The organism is Enterobacter sp. Ag1 (genome assembly GCA_000277545.1).
Classification (GTDB): Bacteria; Pseudomonadota; Gammaproteobacteria; order Enterobacterales; family Enterobacteriaceae; genus Cedecea.
Genome location: AKXM01000034.1, coordinates 64,788 through 83,513, shown reverse-complemented (window position 1 = coordinate 83,513; position 18,726 = coordinate 64,788). Strand labels below are relative to the sequence as shown.

The 18,726-nt window shown below is 57.3% G+C and carries 20 protein-coding genes; 9 read left to right on the top strand and 11 right to left on the bottom strand.

The annotated features are described in order from the left end of the window. The first annotated feature begins 7 nt into the window (after positions 1–7). Positions 8–655 (top strand): helix-turn-helix transcriptional regulator, encoded by a 648-nt coding sequence (locus tag A936_RS14115; RefSeq protein WP_008458926.1) that lies wholly within the window; start codon positions 8–10, stop codon positions 653–655. 33 nt (positions 656–688) lie between these two features. Then, complete coding sequence (locus A936_RS14110; protein ID WP_008458925.1) at positions 689–1,633, top strand: dienelactone hydrolase family protein; 945 nt, start codon at positions 689–691, stop codon at positions 1,631–1,633. Here the strand turns inward: A936_RS14110 and A936_RS22450 are convergent. The 3 genes from A936_RS22450 to A936_RS14095 form a co-directional block, all read right to left on the bottom strand. After that, the gene (locus A936_RS22450) at positions 1,626–2,447 is read right to left on the bottom strand and encodes a helix-turn-helix transcriptional regulator (RefSeq protein ID WP_008458921.1); all 822 of its coding nucleotides are present in this window, start codon (positions 2,445–2,447) and stop codon (positions 1,626–1,628) included. The genes A936_RS14110 and A936_RS22450 overlap by 8 nt on opposite strands. Continuing rightward, positions 2,425–2,994, bottom strand: coding sequence for a YbhB/YbcL family Raf kinase inhibitor-like protein (locus tag A936_RS14100; RefSeq protein ID WP_008458919.1), 570 nt, complete (start codon positions 2,992–2,994; stop codon positions 2,425–2,427). The genes A936_RS22450 and A936_RS14100 overlap by 23 nt, the downstream gene beginning before the upstream one ends. A gap of 91 nt (positions 2,995–3,085) precedes the next feature. Continuing rightward, positions 3,086–4,000 (bottom strand): LysR family transcriptional regulator, encoded by a 915-nt coding sequence (locus tag A936_RS14095; protein ID WP_008458916.1) that lies wholly within the window; start codon positions 3,998–4,000, stop codon positions 3,086–3,088. 124 nt (positions 4,001–4,124) lie between these two features. On the opposite strand from A936_RS14095, the gene A936_RS14090 reads away from it, so the two are divergent. The 3 genes from A936_RS14090 to A936_RS14080 are packed head-to-tail and all read left to right on the top strand — an operon-like array spanning position 4,125 to position 6,105. After that, positions 4,125–4,862, top strand: a complete 738-nt coding sequence (locus A936_RS14090) for an SDR family oxidoreductase (RefSeq protein WP_008458914.1) — start codon at positions 4,125–4,127, stop codon at positions 4,860–4,862. Between the two features lie 25 nt (positions 4,863–4,887). After that, positions 4,888–5,784, top strand: a complete 897-nt coding sequence (locus A936_RS14085; RefSeq protein ID WP_008458912.1) for an SDR family NAD(P)-dependent oxidoreductase — start codon at positions 4,888–4,890, stop codon at positions 5,782–5,784. A 60-nt stretch (positions 5,785–5,844) separates the two neighbouring features. Beyond that, positions 5,845–6,105 (top strand): hypothetical protein, encoded by a 261-nt coding sequence (locus A936_RS14080; RefSeq protein WP_008458909.1) that lies wholly within the window; start codon positions 5,845–5,847, stop codon positions 6,103–6,105. Between the two features lie 102 nt (positions 6,106–6,207). On the opposite strand, the gene A936_RS14075 is transcribed toward A936_RS14080, so the two are convergent. Together A936_RS14075 and A936_RS14070 are read right to left on the bottom strand one after the other, a co-directional pair. Beyond that, the gene (locus tag A936_RS14075) at positions 6,208–6,729 is read right to left on the bottom strand and encodes a phospholipase D family nuclease (protein ID WP_008458908.1); all 522 of its coding nucleotides are present in this window, start codon (positions 6,727–6,729) and stop codon (positions 6,208–6,210) included. 145 nt (positions 6,730–6,874) lie between these two features. After that, positions 6,875–7,783, bottom strand: a complete 909-nt coding sequence (locus A936_RS14070) for a LysR family transcriptional regulator (RefSeq protein WP_008458905.1) — start codon at positions 7,781–7,783, stop codon at positions 6,875–6,877. 110 nt (positions 7,784–7,893) lie between these two features. Between A936_RS14070 and A936_RS14065 the strand changes: the two genes are divergently transcribed. Further along, entirely contained in the window at positions 7,894–9,108 is a 1,215-nt protein-coding gene (locus tag A936_RS14065) for an MFS transporter (protein WP_008458904.1), read from the top strand. Between the two features lie 33 nt (positions 9,109–9,141). On the opposite strand, the gene A936_RS14060 is transcribed toward A936_RS14065, so the two are convergent. Beyond that, on the bottom strand, positions 9,142–9,483 hold the full coding sequence (locus tag A936_RS14060; RefSeq protein ID WP_008458903.1) for a VOC family protein: 342 nt from the start codon (positions 9,481–9,483) through the stop codon (positions 9,142–9,144). A gap of 160 nt (positions 9,484–9,643) precedes the next feature. Between A936_RS14060 and A936_RS14055 the strand changes: the two genes are divergently transcribed. The 3 genes from A936_RS14055 to A936_RS14045 all read left to right on the top strand — a co-directional run bounded on the left by A936_RS14055 (position 9,644) and on the right by A936_RS14045 (position 12,564). Further along, positions 9,644–10,423: an alpha/beta fold hydrolase gene (locus tag A936_RS14055; RefSeq protein ID WP_008458901.1), complete on the top strand. Its 780-nt coding sequence runs from the start codon at positions 9,644–9,646 to the stop codon at positions 10,421–10,423. 75 nt (positions 10,424–10,498) lie between these two features. Beyond that, a complete protein-coding gene (locus tag A936_RS14050; protein WP_008458900.1) occupies positions 10,499–11,176 on the top strand; it encodes a heavy metal response regulator transcription factor in 678 nt (225 codons plus the stop codon). Beyond that, positions 11,173–12,564 carry a heavy metal sensor histidine kinase gene (locus A936_RS14045; RefSeq protein ID WP_008458898.1) on the top strand — a complete coding sequence of 464 codons (1,392 nt, stop codon included), beginning with the start codon at positions 11,173–11,175 and terminating at the stop codon, positions 12,562–12,564. The genes A936_RS14050 and A936_RS14045 overlap by 4 nt, the downstream gene beginning before the upstream one ends. A gap of 9 nt (positions 12,565–12,573) precedes the next feature. On the opposite strand, the gene A936_RS14040 is transcribed toward A936_RS14045, so the two are convergent. From A936_RS14040 to A936_RS14020, 5 genes are all read right to left on the bottom strand, one after another. Then, complete coding sequence (locus A936_RS14040; protein ID WP_008458896.1) at positions 12,574–13,182, bottom strand: GNAT family N-acetyltransferase; 609 nt, start codon at positions 13,180–13,182, stop codon at positions 12,574–12,576. 37 nt (positions 13,183–13,219) lie between these two features. Further along, the gene (locus A936_RS14035; protein WP_008458894.1) at positions 13,220–14,227 is read right to left on the bottom strand and encodes a LacI family DNA-binding transcriptional regulator; all 1,008 of its coding nucleotides are present in this window, start codon (positions 14,225–14,227) and stop codon (positions 13,220–13,222) included. Positions 14,228–14,257: 30 nt separating this feature from the next. After that, positions 14,258–15,667 carry a sucrose-6-phosphate hydrolase gene (locus tag A936_RS14030; RefSeq protein WP_008458892.1) on the bottom strand — a complete coding sequence of 470 codons (1,410 nt, stop codon included), beginning with the start codon at positions 15,665–15,667 and terminating at the stop codon, positions 14,258–14,260. Beyond that, positions 15,664–17,037, bottom strand: a complete 1,374-nt coding sequence (locus tag A936_RS14025) for a sucrose-specific PTS transporter subunit IIBC (protein ID WP_008458891.1) — start codon at positions 17,035–17,037, stop codon at positions 15,664–15,666. The genes A936_RS14030 and A936_RS14025 overlap by 4 nt, the downstream gene beginning before the upstream one ends. A 63-nt stretch (positions 17,038–17,100) precedes the next feature. Continuing rightward, positions 17,101–18,618: a carbohydrate porin gene (locus tag A936_RS14020; RefSeq protein WP_008458889.1), complete on the bottom strand. Its 1,518-nt coding sequence runs from the start codon at positions 18,616–18,618 to the stop codon at positions 17,101–17,103. Between the last annotated feature and the right edge of the window lie 108 nt (positions 18,619–18,726).

The following is an 18,726-nucleotide window of genomic DNA, read 5'->3' as shown; positions in this document are numbered from 1 at the left end:
AAATAGAGTGTCAAAATCAGAAAACAGTGCCCTGCTCGACCAGCTCGAAAACATCGCCCAGGGGTTGAGTGAAACCTTCGCGCCTTTTTGCGAGGTGGTGGTGCACGACCTGACGCAGCCCGAGCACTCTATTCTCTCCATCCACAACAACCTGTCTGGCCGCGAGGTTGGCCAGGGCGCCACGGAAATGGGGCTGGCGCGCATCGCCTCCCCTGATTTCCCGGCGGTGATCGCCAATTATGCCAACCAGTTTGCCGACGGACGCCCGGTGAAAAGCACCTCGATTGGGCTGAAAGATGATGCCGGGAACTATGTCGCCGCCCTTTGCCTCAACCTGGATATGACCTTGTTCAGAGGGATGCAAAGCGCACTCGCTCGCTTCACCGACACCAGTCCCGGCCCGGTGGAAGAACATATTGAACCCGCAGGTTCCGAAGCCATCCGGCTGAGAATCGATCGTTATGCGGCTGGCATAGCCACCACGCCGCGCGCGCTGAAAACTTCAGAAAGAATTGAGCTGTTGCAGACGCTGAAAAAAGAAGGATTACTGGATATCCGTAAGTCGATGGAGACCGTGGCGCAGCATCTGGGCGTTTCCCGGGCATCGGTTTATTTGTATGCAAAACAACAGCCGTCCGTTGACGACACGGCATAATTCAACCGCAGTATTTTTTGTCAGGGTAAACAGATGGGTTCTTTGAAGTGGCTGATAGCACCTCTATTTCAGGAGCCACAGCGCTCCGGTTCTTTGTTTCATCTCTTCACCGGGCTGCCGGTTGCGGCACTTCTTCTCAGCGTCAGCGGCTGCAGTTCCGCCAGTAATAACGCTTCATCTTCCCTGAAGCTGGATCGCCAGCTCAATGAGCAGATTGTGATGTTGCCCGTGCAAATAGAGGGTAAAACCGTTGAGCTGGAAACCACGCTGTATAAGCCTCCGGGCAATGGGCCTTTTCCCCTGCTGTTGATGAACCACGGTAAAAATCCGGGCAATGCGCGCACGCAGCCGCGTTCCCGTCACCTGGAGATTGCCTCAGTATTTGTTCATCGGGGATTTGCGGTCGCGATTCCGATGCGGGAAGGTTTTGCGGCCTCCGGCGGCGACTACCCGAAAGACGGATGCGATGTGCGTCGTCACGCGTTTGATGAAGCAGATGGCGTGGCTGCCGCCCTCAAGGAACTGGTCAAACTGCCCTACGTTGACCGCTCACGCATTGTGATTGCCGGCCAGTCTGACGGCGGGCTAGTGACTATGGCGCTGAGTACGCATCCACTCCCCGGCGTGCTGGGCGTGATTAATTTCTCGGGCGGTCTGCGCCAGCCAAAATGTGAAGGCTGGCAGCAAAATCTGGTACGCACCTATGGCGCGATAGGCAAACAGGCTCGCTACCCTTCGGTTTGGTTCTATGGCGATAATGACCAGCTCTGGCCGCAGCCGATGCCGGAGCAAATGTTTAATGCCTACACCCGCAACGCGGAGGGCGACGCCGGGCATGCCCGAATGATCGATATCGGCACCTTCGGCAAAAACTCCCACGACTTTGCCGACAGCAAATCGGGCGTCAATCTCTGGTATCCGCAGGTTAAAGCCTTTGTCGAGTCTCTGGGGCTACCGTTCCAGCCTGTCTCTATTTAGGGCCGTGAATCGCTTTTCTTAGCGCACCGGGCGTTAAGCTATAGCGAAGACGAAACCGACTGATAAAACGGGACAGCGAGGCGTAGCCGACCTGTTCCGCTATTCTCCCCAGGGGCGTATCGGTGGTTTGCACATATTCCATAGCAAGGGAAAGCCGGACGTCCTCCTGGAGCTGACGAAAGCTCTGCCCCTCCGCTTTGATTCGCCGGTTCAGCGTTGAAAGGCTCAGGCCAAGCCGCTGGGCAAAGTGTTCCAGAGTATGGGGCACGGCGGGATCTTCGGCGATGTGGGCCGTTATCTGCTGGCTGAGTGTGAATAACGGCGCTTTGGCTGCAACGCTATAGCCGGCTAGCGCCAGGCGCAGCAGTACCCCTTCTAAATGATAATTCAACAGCGGGGCGGGCTCTCCGACGGACGCGGCGCGGATCAGCCGCTGCCATGCTTCGTGGATGTCTGGACTAAGCGGCACTGGAGCAGTGGTGGTTATTAGTCTACAGGCCGCAGTGACATCCCTGTAGCGGGCGTTAAACTCAGCCAGTGCCGAAGCGGAAAACGAGACAACAAGCGCCTCGTAACCTGAATCATCCGGAATGTGCTGCATGGGAATGTGCTCATGTGGGGCATAAAAGATCAGGCTGTTGCTGCCCGCACTGCATTTCCCGCCGGGCAGATCCATGATCTTTGTGCCCCGGAGCACCAGGCAAAAACCGGGGCGCAAGAAAGTCATATTTCGCAGCGCGTGACGTTGATGGGCATGGTAGCGAGTCAGCTCTATGCCCTTGTCTTGTGGCTTATTTTTTACCGGGAGTACCATACACCGGACGTAGCTCCGTTTTGGCTAATACATGGGCATTAAGCTGATAGCCGACCAGAGCCCCACTGCTTTCGGCAGTCACGGGTAACGTCGGAGTATCCAGAGCCCAGAGAGTAAACAAATACGGGTGTGACTTAAAGCCTGGCGGTGGGCAAGCCCCGCCGAAACTGGCTGAACCGTAGTCGTTGCGTCCCTGTACGGCCCCGGCAGGCAGATTCTGGCCCGACACATTCCCGGCATCTGTTTTCAGCTCGTGAACGTCGGCTGGAATGTTGACCAGCGTCCAGTGCCACCAGCCGCTGACTGACGGCGCAGAGGGATCGTAAACCGTAATGGCGAAGCTGCGGGTACCTTTAGGTGCGCCTTGCCAGGAAAGATCGGGGGAAACGTTGTTCCCGTGGCAGCCAAATGCGTTAAAAACCTGCGCCGGTTTCAGCATCTCGCCGTCGGCAATGGTATGGCTCAGCAGACGAAAGTCGCTGGCCTGTGACTGGGCGGTAAATAAGAGCGTGCTAACGATAAGTGAAGTGCTAAGACATTTGAACATAACCGTTCTCCTGATGTGTTGAGGAGATGAAGCATAGCCCCGGCAGCGCGGCAACGATGTGCGGCAAAATTCAATGTTTGTGCAGAAAATGTCACGCTCTGTTCTCCGGCGGGAAACGCGAGCTGTAAATCTCCTTCAGCCAGTCGATAAACACCCTCACCCGCGGCGAAAGTTGCCGGTTTTGCGTGTACACCGCGGATACCGCGATGGCCGGGCTTTGCCAGTCAGGCATCACTTCTACCAGCCGACCTTCGCTCAGTGCCTGTTCAACGTGGTAGCGCGGGAGCTGAACCAGCCCGCAGCCTCGTAGCGCACAGATCACGTAATTCTCAGCTTCGTTGACCGTCACCCACCCTTTCGGCGAATAAGCCCGGCGCTCGTTATCGATAATGAATTCAAAAGGGTAATTCAGGCCGCCTGTCGTCGAGAAAAAGTTCACGCACTGGTGCTGGTCAAGATCGTCCGGGTGCGCAGGCACGCCAAACGCCGCCAGATAATCCGGGCTGGCGCATACCACCTGCGGGAGATCCGCCAGATGACGGGCGACCAGCGAAGAGTCCTGTAACTTACCGGCGCGCACCACGCAATCTATCCCCTCGCGGATTAAATCCACCAGCCTGTCGCCGCTGCTTATAATCAGTTCGATATCCGGATAACGGCGATGAAACTCGTCCAGGCGCGGCAGAACGATGTGCGAGGCATGCGTTCCCTGCAGGTCAATACGCAGGATACCGCGAGGCCGGGCCACAACCGGGCGCAGCGCGGCTTCGGCATCATTCAACTCAGCAAGAATGTACACACAGCGCTGGTAGTACGCTTTCCCATCCTGAGAGGCTCGCACATGCCGGGTGGTGCGCTCCAGCAAGCGGCAGCCCAGTTGGCTCTCCAGCTCTTTAATCGCATTGCTTGCCGTGGCCCTCGGGATACCAAGCTGGTCGGCGGCCTGGCTGAAACTGCCCAGCTCAACAATGCGGGTGAACAGCTGCAAAGTGTCAAATTTATCCATCTGCTATTGTTAATCAAAACGGAATTATCTAATCAAATTAGCACCATTTATCCCGAAATCAAAAACATTAACAATGCACCCACGCCCACTCGGGGCGATTCACTCACCGCATCTGGAGAACAACATGACGACTGCAAAGAAAACTGCCCTGGTGACCGGCGCTTCCCGTGGAATTGGCCGGGCAATTGCCGAAAGACTGGCCCGCGACGGCTTCACCGTTGTCGTGAACTACGCCGGAAATAAAGCCAGCGCCGATGAAACGGTCCAGGCGATTAAAAACAACGGCGGGAACGCCGTGGCGATTCAGGCCGATGTCTCATCTGAAAGCGATGTCACCCGTCTGTTTGCTGAAGCGAAAGCTCTCCACAACCAGCTGGATGTGGTGGTGCACAGCGCGGGCATTATGCCGATGGTGAAAATTACTCCAGCAGGCCTGGCCGAGTTCGACAAAATCATCAATACAAATCTGCGAGGGGCGTTTATGGTGCTGGCCAACGCCGCAGAGTCTCTGCAGGATGGCGGCCGCATTATCGCCCTTTCAACCAGCGTTATTGCCAAATCATTCCCGGCCTATGGCCCCTACATCGCCTCCAAAGCCGGGGTTGAAGGCCTGGTGCACGTCCTCGCCAACGAACTGCGTGGCCGTAATATCACCGTCAACGCCGTTGCACCGGGGCCAACCGGCACCGATCTGTTCCTGAACGGAAAAACCGAAGAGCAAATTCAGGCCATCGCCAGCCTCGCCCCGTTGGGGCGCATCGGCACGCCAGAGGAAATCGCCAGTATTGTGGCGACATTGGCTGGCCCGGACGGCAGCTGGGTGAATTCTCAGGTGATCCGCGTTAACGGCGGCTTTGCATAAGACTGGTGACCAACAGGAGACAAACATGCAGCAAATTATACTGATAACCGGCGCATCCAGCGGCTTTGGGGCCTTATCCGCGCGCGCCCTCGCCCATGCCGGGCACACCGTTTATGCCAGTATGCGCGATATTTCAGGTCGCAATGCTCCCCAGGTTGAAAGCCTGCAAGAGTATTCGCGGCAACACGGCGTGGATCTTCGCGCCATCGAGCTGGACGTGCAGTCCGAGGCTTCTGCGGAGGCGGCAGTCGCGCATATCATCGCGGAGCAAGGCCGGCTGGACGTCGTAGTACACAATGCCGGGCATATGTCCTTCGGCCCTGCCGAGGCATTTCTGCCGGAGCAGTTCAGCCAGCTATTCGACATTAACGTGCTGGGCACCCAGCGGGTTAATCGGGCGGCGCTGCCTTATCTGCGTCAGCAGAGAAAAGGCCTGGTGCTGTGGGTCGGCAGCAGCAGCACTCGGGGCGGCACTCCGCCTTATCTGGCACCCTATTTTGCCGCCAAAGCCGCAATGGACGCCGTGGCCGTCAGCTATGCCGCCGAACTGAGCCGCTGGGGCATTGAAAGCTCGATTCTGGTGCCGGGGGCTTTTACCAAAGGCACCAACCATTTCCTGCACTCCGGTAAGCCCGCGGACAGCGAACGTGAGCTGGCCTGGACCCAGACTGGCCCAACCGCTGGACTGGAAGATGAAGCGCTGAAAGGCCTGGCGGCCTGTGAACCAGAGGATGCCGATGTTGCCGATGTCGCGGCGGCGATGGTGGATATTGTGAATGCGCCGTATGGCAAACGCCCGTTCCGCGTGCACGTTGATCCCTCTGATGACGGGGCCGAAGTGGTCAACGTCGTGGCCGACCGTATCCGCAAGGAGTTTTTGCAGCGTATTGGTTTAGGCGACCTGCTGACTCCCCGGCAGTAAATCCCCAGCCTGCGGCTTATCTCGCAAAGTTAAGCCGCAGGCCATTTCCTGGAGTGTTTTATGCGAACGTTGTTATTTCTGCTGAGCGGGTTTTTGCTCGCCAGCGGCTGTTACCTGCTTATCCGCCTGTTTAGCCCGGACTACCCGCCGGCTCAGGCAATTATCGCCCGAGGCTTTGCGGTACTGTGGTGCCTGATTGCAGCGGCAAATATGCTGATAGGTGTGATTAAAGCAGGCTACGGCTGGGGCGAAGAGCTGGCCATTTTTGCGGCGATCTTCACCCTGCCGGTGGTGGCGCTTTTGTGGATTGTTGAGCACTAATAGGGGGCGTTCCATCCCTCGTTAAGCCTATTGTTTAGGCAAAAATTGCCCGGCTGCTTTGAGCGAGATGCTGACGTTAAAGGCCGCTAAAGTGAAGAGTGGCTAACCCTGTGTTTTAAGTTCGAAGGGTTCAGATATTGCCCACCGGGAAGCAAAATGTTCCTGATACTGAGACACGGTGTGAGGCATATTTTTAATAACGATGACATTCTCGCTGTTATCGTACTCTGCTGATTTTGCATAATTAAATGAACCTGTTTCTACAGTTGAACCATCAATAATCATCATCTTATCGTGCTGAATATGGTAATGCCCATCAATGCGCAGCTCCACTCCATGGCGAGTAATGTCGCGCATTGCCGCCAGTGATGTACTGCCTCTATTTCGACGTTTATCGATAACGACTTGTACTCTAACGCCTCGCTGTTGGGCTGCATCTAGTGCAGCAGCAATATCGTGGGCCTGAAATGCATATGCAACCATTTCGATAGAGGAGTGCGCTGAATTGATGGTATTTAGCACGAGCTGTTGTGCGCTACCTTCCGGAGAAAATCCCACCTCTATTGAAGGGTCTGCAGAAGCTGCACCAGTAATAATGAGCAGTAAAAAGGCCAATTGTTTCATAGCGGCTGTTCCCAATGAGTCTTCGATAACGTTCAGGAGTCCTCATTACCGGGTCTACTGCTGCAGGAATGAGGACATCGATAATACTCCTGACGTCCGCATTTGGCACGGAGCGGACAGCCTTGCTGGGTTTTGCCTGAGAACGTCAACCCACCAGCCCGCTAACAAAGTTCAGAAATGCTCGTGTTTTCGCCGGCACATGATGCCGGGAGGGGTAATACGCATAGAGCGGGAATCGATGATCTGACCATTCGGGAAACAGCGGCACCAGCCGCCCAGAAGCGATGTATTCCTCACTGCCCAGCTCGAATATTTGCACAACGCCCAGCCCCGAAAGACAGGTACTGAATGCGGTTTCCGCATCATTCACCGTTAACAGGCCGCGCGGCTGGATCATCAGTTTCTTTTTCCCCTGATGAAATTCCCAGCTGAAAGGCTTCCCCGTCAGCGGCTCGCGGAACAATACGCAGCGGTGCGGCTCCTGCTCCAGTTCCTGCGGTGTTTCAGGCCGCCCAAAACGCTGCACGTATTCAGGCGAGGCCATGGCAAATACTCGCGTGTCGAACAGCTTTCTGGCTATCAGCGATGAGGACTGAGGGTGACCAAAGCGCAGCGCCAGATCGAAGCCTTCAGAAATAAGGTCCCCCAGTTCGTCCCGGCTGCGCAGCTCGATTTCAAGCTCAGGGTGTTTATCCATAAACGCGCCGAGGCGTGGCCCTAAAACCTGGCTGGCAAACAGCGGATCAACATTCACCCTCAGTCTGCCACGAATGCTCTGCCCGTCCCCTGCCGCGCCGCCGGTGACTTCGGCCAGGGCGCCAATCAGCGGCATAACCTGCTCGTAGAACTCCCGCCCCTCATCGGTCAGCCGCACTGAACGCGTGGTGCGGTCAAACACGCGAATACCGAGCCGCTTTTCCAGGCGTGCAATCGCCCGGCTGACACCCGACTGCGACATATCGAGCATTTCGGCGGCAGCGCCAAAGCTTAGCGTATCCACTACCGCCGCCATCACGTCCACGCCTTCCAGCAGTTGCGAACTAAATGCTCTCATTATTGATTCTCAGTCATAGGTGATATGCCTTTCATGCTATCGCATTCTGACCTGTACGACGCCACAATTTGCTCGTCATCTCGACCTGTTCACATTTTCAGGATGGTTTTATGCATTCAAGCAGTACAAATATCGCTGCGCCGCAGGGCGCACACGTTTCTCGGGCCCGCAGCATCGCGGCGGTGCTGGCGCTGAGCATGGGCTGTTTCACTTTTGTCAGTACCGAACTGATGCCGGTGGGAGTGCTGCCGGGCATGGCTGCCGGGCTAAACGTTTCCCTCGGCGTGGCAGGTTATCTGGTCACAATTTTTGCCTTCATGGTGGCCCTCACCGCCGCGCCGCTAACCGGGTTACTGGGGCATATTAACCGCAAAACGCTGATGGCTGGGCTGCTGGCGGCCTGCTTTGCCGGCAACCTGATTACCTGGCTGGCGTCTGATTATTTTGTTGTCTTTGTGGGGCGTATTCTGGTGGCCGCGGCTATCGGCGTATTTTGGTCCACGGCGGTGGTGACCGCCGTGCATCTGGTGGCAGCACGCAACGCCGTGCGGGCAACGTCCATTGTTTTTGGGGGCGTTTCGCTGGCAACGGTGCTCGGGGTCCCGGCGGGCACGATGCTGGGCGATTTTTACGGCTGGCGGGAGGTATTTGCCGCTCTGTGCCTCTTGTGCCTGGTGGTTTTCACGCTTATCGCCTGGTCCGTTCCCGCGGTACGAATCGCTAAATCCGCCAGACGCGGCGCTATTTCCGCGGTGTTTAAAAACAGAGCATTGCTGGCTATTCTTGGCATCACCGCGCTGGTGGTGACCGGCAACTTCCTGGCCTATACCTACATTACGCCATTCCTTGAGCAAATGGCCCGCCAGAGCAGCTCGCAAATCAGTATGTTGTTGCTGGTTTACGGTGCGGCAGGCGTTGTCACTAACTTTGCGGTGGGGCCTTTTGCCGCCCGGGCGCCGCGAACCAGTCTGGGCGTGGTGGCCGCGCTGTTTACCGCCAGCCTCGCTTTTCTTAATGCGGCGACCGTCAGCCATACCACAATTTTTATCGCTATCGCCCTGTGGGGCGCAGCTTATGGGGCTCTGCCGGTGTTGCTGCAAACCCTGGTGTTCAAAGAGGCATCCACGCTTGAAGGCGGCCCGGATGCGGCAACCTCGGTCAACGTGTCGGTGTTTAACGCGGCAATTGGCTTCGGCTCACTGGTCGGCGGCGTGCTGATAAACCTGACCGGGCCTCGCCCTATTCCCTACGTGGCCGCCGCTTTTGCGCTGGCCGGTCTGCTGGCGGTGATAGTGACCCGTGAAAGCAAATCCCGTGGTGGCTGATGGCCTTTTTACAACACCTGGCCAATCATGATTTTATGGCCCTGGCGTCGCGACGAGAAATTCGCGCATCCCGTGTGGACGGCTGGCCGGTGGTTGTAAAATGATGGCACCACGCCGGGTAAACTCGGCGTAGAGTGCATCCACGTCATCAACATGCAGATAGCCGAAATAACTGTGATCCCCAAGGGAAGCTGGGGCCAGCGCCTGCGGGCAATGGCCCAGCATCACCTTCACTGTCCCTCGCACCGCTAATTGCCAGCCGTTCGTGCCAGGCCATTCAAGGGTAAAGCCTAACGTATCGCGGAAATAACCTGCAGTGTCATCAAGGTTGTTTACCGCCAGCACAAAGGCAAAAGGCGTAATATTATTAGTCATTTACAATCTCTTCAGGCTGAAAAATTCAGTGTAGAGCCCTTCATCATGAACCGCAAGAATGCCCCGTTTGTCATTTTTTTGTCATTTCCTGGTCAGCAGTTTGTTGGCGCCCGAGAGCTAAATTGGCCCTGACCCCCTTGTTAAATCCTGAGGATAGATCATGAAATTACGCCATCTCTCTGCGCTTGCCACCCTTGTGCTGGCCGCTTTTAGTACCACGGCTGCTCATGCCGATACCACGCCTGCTCCGCAGGAAGTAAAAAACATCGTGCTGGTGCACGGCCTGTTTGCCGATGGATCGAGCTGGGGCAAAGTTATTCCCCTGCTGCAGGCTAAAGGTCTGCACGTCACCGCGGTACAGAACCCGACGACCTCTTTAGATAACGATGTTGCCGCGGTAAAACGCGCGCTGGCGCAGCAAAACGGCCCGGTGATTCTGGTGGCACACTCCTACGGCGGGATGGTGATTAGCCAGGCGGGCGATGAGCCAGAAGTCAAAGGCCTGGTGTATATCGCCGCCCGCGCCCCGGAAGCGGGTGAAGATTACCCGGCGCTCACCAAAAAATACCCGGCGGCACCGGCTTCCGCTGGCCTTAAATGGAACGACGACGGCTACGGCGCGCTGAGCGAGTCGGCATTTATCCACGATTTCGCCGGCGACCTGCCGGAAAGCGAGGCCAAAGCCTATTACGCGGTGCAGCAGCCAATGGGCAAAGCCATCACCATGGCGAAAACCACGGTTGCCGCCTGGCATGACAAGCCGACCTGGTACGCGGTATCGACCGAAGATCGCACGATCAACCCGGATCTGGAGCGGTTTATGGCGAAGCGCATGCACGCGCAAACCATCGAGCTAAAATCCAGCCACGTTTCGCTGATTTCCCAGCCTGAAGCGGTGGCTAATCTGATCATGAAAGCGGCGCACGTGCCTGGCTACTGAGGTTCACGCCTCTTATAATGACGAGACTGGGGCGGTCTCCACGCCCTTTTCTCTCTTTTCGACGGGATCCGCTGCTTGAAAATCCTCATTATTGAAGACGAAGCGAAAACCGCCGCCTACCTGGTGAGCGGACTGAACGAAGCGGGCTATACCGCAGACTGGGCGGCTAACGGCATTGACGGCCTGCATCTGGCCCGGGAAGAAAATTATGACCTGATTCTGCTGGACGTCATGCTGCCGGAAATGAACGGCTGGACGGTAATGGAGCGTTTACGCGCCCACAGCCAGACGCCGGTGCTGTTTCTGAGCGCGCGCGGCACGCTGGAGGACCGTTTACGCGGGCTTGGCCTGGGGGCCGATGAATACCTCGTCAAGCCTTTCTCCTTTGCCGAACTGTTGGCAAGGATCCGCATTATTTTACGCCGCGGCCAGCCGCAGGCCGAAGCCGAAGAAGTGCTGACGATGGCCGATCTGCTGGTGGATGTCGCCAAGTTTCGCTGCGAGCGCGAAGGCAAGCGCATCACGCTGACCAATAAAGAGTTCAAGCTGCTGGTGTGTTTTCTCCAGCATCCGGGGCAAGTTCTGTCGCGAACGTTTCTGGCTTCCCGCGTGTGGGACATGAATTTCGACAGCGACACTAACGTGGTGGACGTCGCGGTGCGCAGGCTGCGGCAAAAAGTGGACGACCCCTTCCCGGTGCGACTAATCCATACCGTGCATGGCGTGGGCTACCGCTGCGAGCCAGAGTCATGAAGCGTAATTCGCTAACCTTCCGCCTTGCCTTGTTGCTGGCCGCCTTTTCCTTTGTGGCGTTTACCGTCATGGGCAGCGCGCTCTATTACGCCCTGCGCCAGCAGCTTTCTATCCGTGATGACGCGGCGCTGGTTTCCCGCGTGGACCAGATCAGTACGCTGCTGCGGGATCTGGATGCGCGGCAGTTGATCCGCGAAAAGCCCCATTTGTTTGCCAATATGCTGGGCAATACGGAATCCCTGCTGGTGATCCGCTATGTGGGCGGTGCCACATTGCTGGAAGTTAACCCCATGCAGCGCGCGCTTCCCACCGTGACGCCGGTTGCCGCCAATCAGCGGCTGACGCTTGAGGCCGTACATCACGCCAATAATGCGGACGGCACGCCGATGGTTTACATGGCGGCAATTAGCCCCTCGGCCAATAATTTACCGCCTCTGGAGATTGTGTCGGCGCGGGTGCTGAGCGACAGAACCCATATTCTCGAAGAGTATCGCAACAAGATTATTCTCTTTGCCTCGATGATGGCGGCCATCTCAGTCGTGCTGGCGGTGATCTTTGCCCGACGTGGCATTTCGCCTTTGCGTCGTCTGGCCGATCGCACGGCGACTATTGGCACCCAAACGCTCTCGTCGAGGCTGGATAAGCAGGATGTGCCGATGGAGCTTGATGCGCTGATTGACCAAATCAACGCGATGCTCGAGCGGCTGGAACGCGGGTTCCAGCAGTTAAAACAGGTCAGTGCCGATATGGCCCATGACCTGCGCACGCCGATAACCACCCTGCTCGGCCAGACAGAAGTTGGCCTCGGCGCGGCGAGGGACAACGCCTATTACCAGCGACTGTTGGGCTCAAACTTTGAAGAGCTGCAGCGTATGTCGCGGATGATAGACAACATGCTGTTTCTGGCCCAGGCGGAACAGCCTGACCAGGAGATCCAGCGGCGTGATATTGACATTGTTGAAGAGACTCACCGCCTCGGTGAGTATTTTGAGGATCTGGCCGCCGAGCGTGAGGTGACGATTCAAACGCACGCCAGCGGCACGGTCAATGCGGATGCCCTGTTGCTGCGCCGGGCGCTGGCGAACCTGCTGTCTAACGCGGTGCGCTATGCCGAGCCCGGCAGTGAGATTGAGATTGCTGCCAGGCCTGAAGCGGAAGGTATGTCCATCGTGGTGATGAACCGTGGGGAGACCATTTCTCCGGCGCACCAGGAAAGGCTTTTCGACCGGTTCTACCGGGCCGACCCTTCCCGCAACGACTCGGCGCACTCCAGCGGACTTGGCTTATCCATCGTGCATTCCATCATGCAGTTGCATAAGGGGCGCTGCTGGGTGGAAAGCCAGTCCGGGGTGACCCGCTTTGGTTTATGGTTCCCTGACCGAAACTAGCCAAACGCCTCAGGCTTTTTTGTCTGCGGCCAACAGTCCAAAAAGCGCTGAGTCAGAAATCACGCCGTTGATTTCCCAACGCTGCCGCAGCAGCCCTTCCTGAGCAAAGCCCAGCTTTTGCAGGGCGGCTGCAGAAGCCTGGTTGCCAGGATCAATTTCAGCTTCGATGCGACGCAGATGAAACACCTTAAAGGCATAGCTAATCAGCGCCTCGGCGGCTTCGTTAACCAGTCCCTTCCCCCAGTGCTCGCGCCCCAGACCAAACCCAATCTCGGCGCGGCGGGAATGAAAGTCAAAGCTGAAAAGCATACATTTTCCCGCCAGCTGGCCCGACTGTTTATCCCGGATGCACAGCGTCAGCGCAGAACGGTCCTGCATCTCTGCCGTTCTGCGGTCGATAAAACGCAGAGCATCGTCAAGGGAGCACCAGGGCGCGGTGTTCCAGTATTTCATCACCTGTGGATCGGAAAAAATGCCGAGCAGTGCCGGGGCATCTTCCGGTGAGGGTGGCGAAAGTATCAGACGCGGAGTTTCAATCACCACGTTGAACGGTGAGGCGTGTTCAGCCTGCTCTTTATCAGCAAGAAGCGTTCCGGCCGGGTAGCAAAAAGTTTGCATAACGTTATTTCCCTATAGCGATGGTGGCAGGCTGTTTTTATGAATGCCGACGTAATATTTTGGCCGGAAGATAGCGCTGCATCGGCGTGGGCGACTGCCCGTCAATCAGCTTGCTGATCAGGTCATAGCAATGAAAAGCCAGCTGGCGGTTATCCTGCTGAATGGTGTCGATGCGCACCGACAGCGAGTCATACAGGTAGTGGTCGTCAAAGCTGGCCAGGTGAATGTCGCTCTCCAGCAGGTTGTGCTGGCTCATGTAGCGCAGCACGCCCTCAAGCAGGCCGCAGGCGGCGGTAAACAGCGCTTTGGGCGGACGTCCAAGCTGCGCGCACAGTGCAGCAAAGGACTCATAGCCCGAGCTCGGATGATAGTTGCCGTGAATGATCCACTCCGGGCGCAGCGTGACGCCCGCCTGAGCCAGGCCCTGGGTAAACCCTTCCAGCCGATCCCGCGTGGGGGAAAGCCTCGGCTGGCCGCCCAAAAAGTAGAATTCATCCGCATGCTGGCGGGCAATCGGGGCGATCAGTTCGGCGGTAGGCTGCACGGAGTCGGTGGCAACCAGCGGCAGCGCGGTGTCGTTCATGTGCCGGTCAAACAGCACCACCGGCAGTTGCTCACTCAGTTTGTGGTAATCCACAGCTGTCAGCATGCTGGAGGCGACAATCAGGCCGTCAACCTGGCGCGCAATCATGTTGCTGACCACCATGTTTTCCTGGCCCGGATTTTCGTCGGTGCAGGAGATAAGTAGCTGAACGCCCGCTTCACGGCAGAGCATTTCCAGTTCGTGGGAGAAAACGGCGAACCCGTAGTTGGTGATTTCCGGGACCACAAGCCCAATGGTATGGCTGCGGTCATCCCGCAGCGAGCGAGCGTGAATGCTCGGCTGGTAGTGCTGCTGTTGCGCAATCGTCATGATGCGTTCGCGGGTGGACTGGGCTACCCTCAGCTCTTTGCCCCGGCCATTGAGGACCAGGCTGGCGGTCGCCTTTGAGACGCCCGCCAGTTCGGCAATATCTTTAATCGTGACGCGTTTGGTTTTTTTCACAGAGCAACCGTGGCAATGAGTCGAAAACCCTCATTGTATCATGCAGGAACGCAGCGGCCAGTAGCGCAACGTGACCGCCGACTCGCCGTTGAAAGAGAGCCGCTCCGAAGGATGCGGGAAATAGCGGCTGCTCATCACGCCTTCCCCCTGATTGATGAAGATCTCAACGCTTGAGCTGTCGCAGAGGATCTGCAGCGAGGCAACCGCGCCATGCCAGTAACGGTGAAGCGGCTCGCCCGTCGCCAGGCTCGGACGCTGAAGCGTAATGCCCTGCCCGGTAACGTCCAGCGTCAGGCCGCCGCCAAAGCGGAGACTGAAGCGACCCGTGGCCTCTATCTGGAGTTCCAGGCGCGTTGCATCCAGCGCCGGAGCCAGGCTGGCTGGCCCTTGCCAGCGCTGTTCTTCTTCACGCAGCAGAGCCAGTTCCGCTATCGGGTTTTGATAAAGCTTGCCGTTGCTAAGCGTAAGCTCCCGCAGGCAGGTCATCTGGTGGATCCAGCCCTGTTCACGGGTTGGCTGCAGCATCTCCTCGCCGTCCGGCACGCCCATCCAGCCGACGAGCAAACGCCGCCCGTCCGGCCCCAGCGCCGTTTGCGGGGCATAGAATTCAAAGCCTGCATCCAGTTCGTTCAAGTCGCCGTGGCTGAATGTCGCCGTGGCGTAATCAAAGTCGCCAACCAGATACGCCGCAGGGTAAACGTTCAGAAAGCGTTCATTTTGACGGGCCAGCCCCTGCGGGCAGCAGAGCAGCACATGTTTACCGTCAAGAGGGAAAAGATCGGGGCATTCCCACATATAGCCTGCGTCAGCCAGCCCGTGGATGCCGTTCCCGGCAATTTCGCCTCTGTTTTCCCAGTCGCGCATATTCGGCGAAGAAAACAGCAATACCTTGCCCCGCTTGTGAAGATCCTGCGCGCCCAGCACCATGTACCAGACGCCCTCGTGCTGCCAGACTTTCGGGTCCCGCACATGCCCGGTGTAGCCCGCAGGCAGCGGTAAAACTGGCCCCATTTTGTCAAAGCCACCGGCGCTGTTTTCCACCGCAAGGCATTGCCAGGCCGTGCGGCTGCCGTCGTCAAACTTAACGTTGCCGGTGTAGCACAGCGTCAGTCTGCCTTCGAGGTCAACGGCGCTGCCGGAGTAGCAGCCGCTGCGGTCGTATTCTTCATCCGGCATCAGCGCCAGCGGCTCGTGTCGCCACTGCACTAAATCAGCCGAACTCCAGTGGCCCCAGCACTTGTATTTATGGTCCGCCGCCAGCGGGTTCCACTGATAAAACAGGTGCCAGCGCCCGGCAAACCAGGTAAATCCGTTCGGATCGTTCATCAACCCGGTCACCGGGGCGTGATGCCACTGCGGATAGTGTTTGTCCTGCAGGGCTTTGGGCTGGCCTGTCATCACGGCCTGCAAAATGGCCGGTAAACGGGAAGCAAGCGTCATGCTTCAGACTCCGCTTTGTATTTCAGTAACAGGGAGAGGATGAACGCCACGCCAAAAGCGATAACCATCCCGATGATGTAGTTCATCAGCGAACTGGCCTGCACAATAGCCATGCCCGGCAGCGCGGTTAAGCCGACCGCCGTCATGTACACATGCACGGAAACCACCCAGGCCCCACCCGCTGCGCCGCCCACTAGCGCCGCAATAAAGGGTTTAACAAACCTGAGGTTGATCCCGAAAATCGCCGCTTCGGTAATGCCCAGCATGGCAGAAAACGCCGAAGGCAGCGTAATTGCTTTGATTTTCGCATCCCGGGTTTTAAACCATACCGCCAGGCAGGCTCCGCCCTGCGCGACGTTTGCCATTGCCCAGATAGGCAGCAGGAAATTAACGCCGATGGCCGGATTGCCAAGCAGCCCGGCCTCAATAGCGTGGAAGCTGTGGTGAATACCCGTGATCACAATGACGGAATACAGCCCGCCAAAAAGCAGCCCGGCGAGCCAGCCCGCGTGGGCAATAAGCGTGCTGAGCACGAATGAGATGCCGTCTCCCAGCGCGCGCCCCGCCGGGCCGATAATCAGCAGCGCGATAAAGCCGGAAATGATGACCGTCAGGAACGGCGTCAGGATAAGATCCAGCGCATCCGGGATCACCCGGCGCAGCTGTTTCTCCACCAGACTCATAAACCACACCGCCAGCAGCACCGGGAAAACCGTCCCCTGGTAGCCAATCATCGCCACTTCCAGCCCAAAGAAGTTCATGGTGTGGAACCCGGCCGCCACGCCCCAGGCGTTGGTTAACGCCGGATGGGTTAAAATTCCGCCCAACGTCGCGCCCAGGTAGGGGTTGCCGCCGAACTCACGGGCGGCGGTGAAACCAATCAGGATAGGCAGAATAATAAACGCCGCCGAGCTGCACATATCCAGCATGATATAGAGTGCGTTATCCGGGCTGACCCAGCCGTAGGTTTTCACCATCCCGAGCAGCCCCATCAGCAAACCTGAGGCCACAATGGCAGGAATGATTGGCACAAAGATGTTCGACAGCAGACGGGCAATGCGCTGGAACGGATTCAGCTTTTTCGCCGCAAGATCTGCGGCTTCGGACTTGCTTGACTCTGCAATGCCTGCGGCCTGAATAAAGGCAGCATACACTTTATTCACTACGCCGGTGCCAAAGATGATTTGCATCTGCCCTGCGTTGCGAAAACACCCTTTCACGCCGTCGACTTTGCCAATCGCCTGTTGGTCTGCCAGCACATCATCCACCAGAACCAACCGCAGCCTCGTTGCGCAGTGGGCCGCGCTGGCGATATTGTCTTTGCCGCCCAGCAGAGGAATCAGCTCTCTGGCAATGTGATTGAAATCCATAGTCACCTCTAAACGCTTTCTTGTTATGTCGTGGCACTCCCGCCGCAGCGGGAGGCCAGTTCGTTAAAACCAGGTTTCCATCTGAACGCCAAAGTTCCATTCCCCACCGGCGTTAAAGCCGCTGCTGCCGAAGGCGTCATTGCTCGCGTATTTGTCCAGTTTGCTGCTCCAGTCCATCCAGGTAGCAAACAGGCGCAGTTCCGGGCGGCTAAAGAAGTCGCCGATGCTGCCGGCCTTCAGCGTTGGGGCAAAGGTCAGCTTGTAGAAGCTGCCGTTGACCGCATTACGGTCTTTGTAACCTTCTGGCCGCAGATCCATGTACTGATAGCTGCCCTCGAACGCCAGAGCAAAGTTCTGGGTGACTTCTTTGATAAGCCGCGCGTTGACCGTGGCCCATTCATAGCTGTCTCCCTTCACGTAGCGATCTTTACTGCTTTGCGCCAGCAGCGCCGGAGCAATATGCCAGCCGCCGCCAATCGGGGTCACGCCAAAGCTGGCAAAGCGCCAGGTATTCGCCTCCGACAGCAGCGCACCGTCCGACCCGATCCCTTTTACTTCGGCGCCAAGACCGTGGCCGTAGAGCAGCGCGGTTTTAGCGCTGCCTTCGCGCAGGCCGTAGAAGCTGTCGTTATGCAGCCCTACCAGAGTATGCACGCCGGTATTGGCGGCTTCTTTTTGAATCAAATCGCCATTGGCATCTTTTCGGTCGTCGTTATCCTTTGCCCGAAGCCCGGTGACCATCAGCTGGAACGGCCCGGCAAAGTGATTCATGGTCAGCATATAGTTCTGGACGGTGTTGCCGGTGTCTTCGAGGTTGCCAAAATTGCGGCCATAGACCGCAAAGTTGCTGCGCAGCCCATCGTTCCATTTCACGTCATACACGCCGCCGCCGGTGCCGGCGAGAAACACCACGTCGGAGTCCAGCCAGTGAATGTCGAAATTGTCACGATCGAAGCGCTTGCCTGCCCACCAGGTACTGCCTTTCAGCGGGCCCTCAAAGCCGGGGAGATTCCCCAGTTCGGCGAAGGCCTGGCGAATATTCAGGTCGCTGCTGTCCGCCGACCAGTCGTTGTAGGTCTTTTGCCCGTCCGCGAGCATAGCTTTAAAGCGGGTAGTGGTGCCATTGTCCAGCGTCTGGCGGTGCTCCAGATTCAGCTCAACGTAGGTATCGGCCTCGTTACCCAGTCGCCCTACTGCCCCCCCGGTTTCCCCGGCGGGCGTTAAGTAAGGGCCGCTTTTACTGCTGGATGCAGAATCATTCATTAACAGGCCGGAACGCGCGTAGCCGTGGAATTCAAAACCAGTTTGCTTATCTGCTTTTGATTCCAGTCGGGCGGTACGGTCGGCCACCGCCTGAGTGGTTGCCTGAGTTTGCTGTTGTTGAGTGGCGAGCAGTTGCGCTTTGCTTTCGGCGGCGCTGGCGCGTTGTTCTGCGGCCTTCGCCCTGCTTTCTGCATCCTGTAAGCGCTGCTCCATCGCGGCAAGGCGTGATTCTATGCTGTTTAAATCCGTGGCGGCCTGCGCGGACGCCGTGCCAATCAGCAAGGCTATCATCACTGCCAGTTTCTTTTTCTTATACATGTTCGTCGTATCCCTGAGAGGCTAATGTCATTTGTTTAGCTAAACCGGTTTAGTTGAAAAAGGGTAACCAGGGCGAAATACCGAAGGCAACGAATTTTGCTAAACCGA

Excerpts from the sequence above, each read along its gene's own strand:
- A936_RS14110 (WP_008458925.1), top strand. The coding sequence starts at position 689 with ATGGGTTCTTTGAAGTGGCTGATAGCACCTCTATTTCAGGAGCCACAG.
- A936_RS22450 (WP_008458921.1), bottom strand. The coding sequence starts at position 2,447 with ATGGTACTCCCGGTAAAAAATAAGCCACAAGACAAGGGCATAGAGCTG.
- A936_RS14100 (WP_008458919.1), bottom strand. The coding sequence starts at position 2,994 with ATGTTCAAATGTCTTAGCACTTCACTTATCGTTAGCACGCTCTTATTT.
- A936_RS14095 (WP_008458916.1), bottom strand. The coding sequence starts at position 4,000 with ATGGATAAATTTGACACTTTGCAGCTGTTCACCCGCATTGTTGAGCTG.
- A936_RS14090 (WP_008458914.1), top strand. The coding sequence starts at position 4,125 with ATGACGACTGCAAAGAAAACTGCCCTGGTGACCGGCGCTTCCCGTGGA.
- A936_RS14085 (WP_008458912.1), top strand. The coding sequence starts at position 4,888 with ATGCAGCAAATTATACTGATAACCGGCGCATCCAGCGGCTTTGGGGCC.
- A936_RS14080 (WP_008458909.1), top strand. The coding sequence starts at position 5,845 with ATGCGAACGTTGTTATTTCTGCTGAGCGGGTTTTTGCTCGCCAGCGGC.
- A936_RS14075 (WP_008458908.1), bottom strand. The coding sequence starts at position 6,729 with ATGAAACAATTGGCCTTTTTACTGCTCATTATTACTGGTGCAGCTTCT.
- A936_RS14070 (WP_008458905.1), bottom strand. The coding sequence starts at position 7,783 with ATGAGAGCATTTAGTTCGCAACTGCTGGAAGGCGTGGACGTGATGGCG.
- A936_RS14065 (WP_008458904.1), top strand. The coding sequence starts at position 7,894 with ATGCATTCAAGCAGTACAAATATCGCTGCGCCGCAGGGCGCACACGTT.
- A936_RS14060 (WP_008458903.1), bottom strand. The coding sequence starts at position 9,483 with ATGACTAATAATATTACGCCTTTTGCCTTTGTGCTGGCGGTAAACAAC.
- A936_RS14055 (WP_008458901.1), top strand. The coding sequence starts at position 9,644 with ATGAAATTACGCCATCTCTCTGCGCTTGCCACCCTTGTGCTGGCCGCT.
- A936_RS14045 (WP_008458898.1), top strand. The coding sequence starts at position 11,173 with ATGAAGCGTAATTCGCTAACCTTCCGCCTTGCCTTGTTGCTGGCCGCC.
- A936_RS14040 (WP_008458896.1), bottom strand. The coding sequence starts at position 13,182 with ATGCAAACTTTTTGCTACCCGGCCGGAACGCTTCTTGCTGATAAAGAG.
- A936_RS14030 (WP_008458892.1), bottom strand. The coding sequence starts at position 15,667 with ATGACGCTTGCTTCCCGTTTACCGGCCATTTTGCAGGCCGTGATGACA.
- A936_RS14025 (WP_008458891.1), bottom strand. The coding sequence starts at position 17,037 with ATGGATTTCAATCACATTGCCAGAGAGCTGATTCCTCTGCTGGGCGGC.
- A936_RS14020 (WP_008458889.1), bottom strand. The coding sequence starts at position 18,618 with ATGTATAAGAAAAAGAAACTGGCAGTGATGATAGCCTTGCTGATTGGC.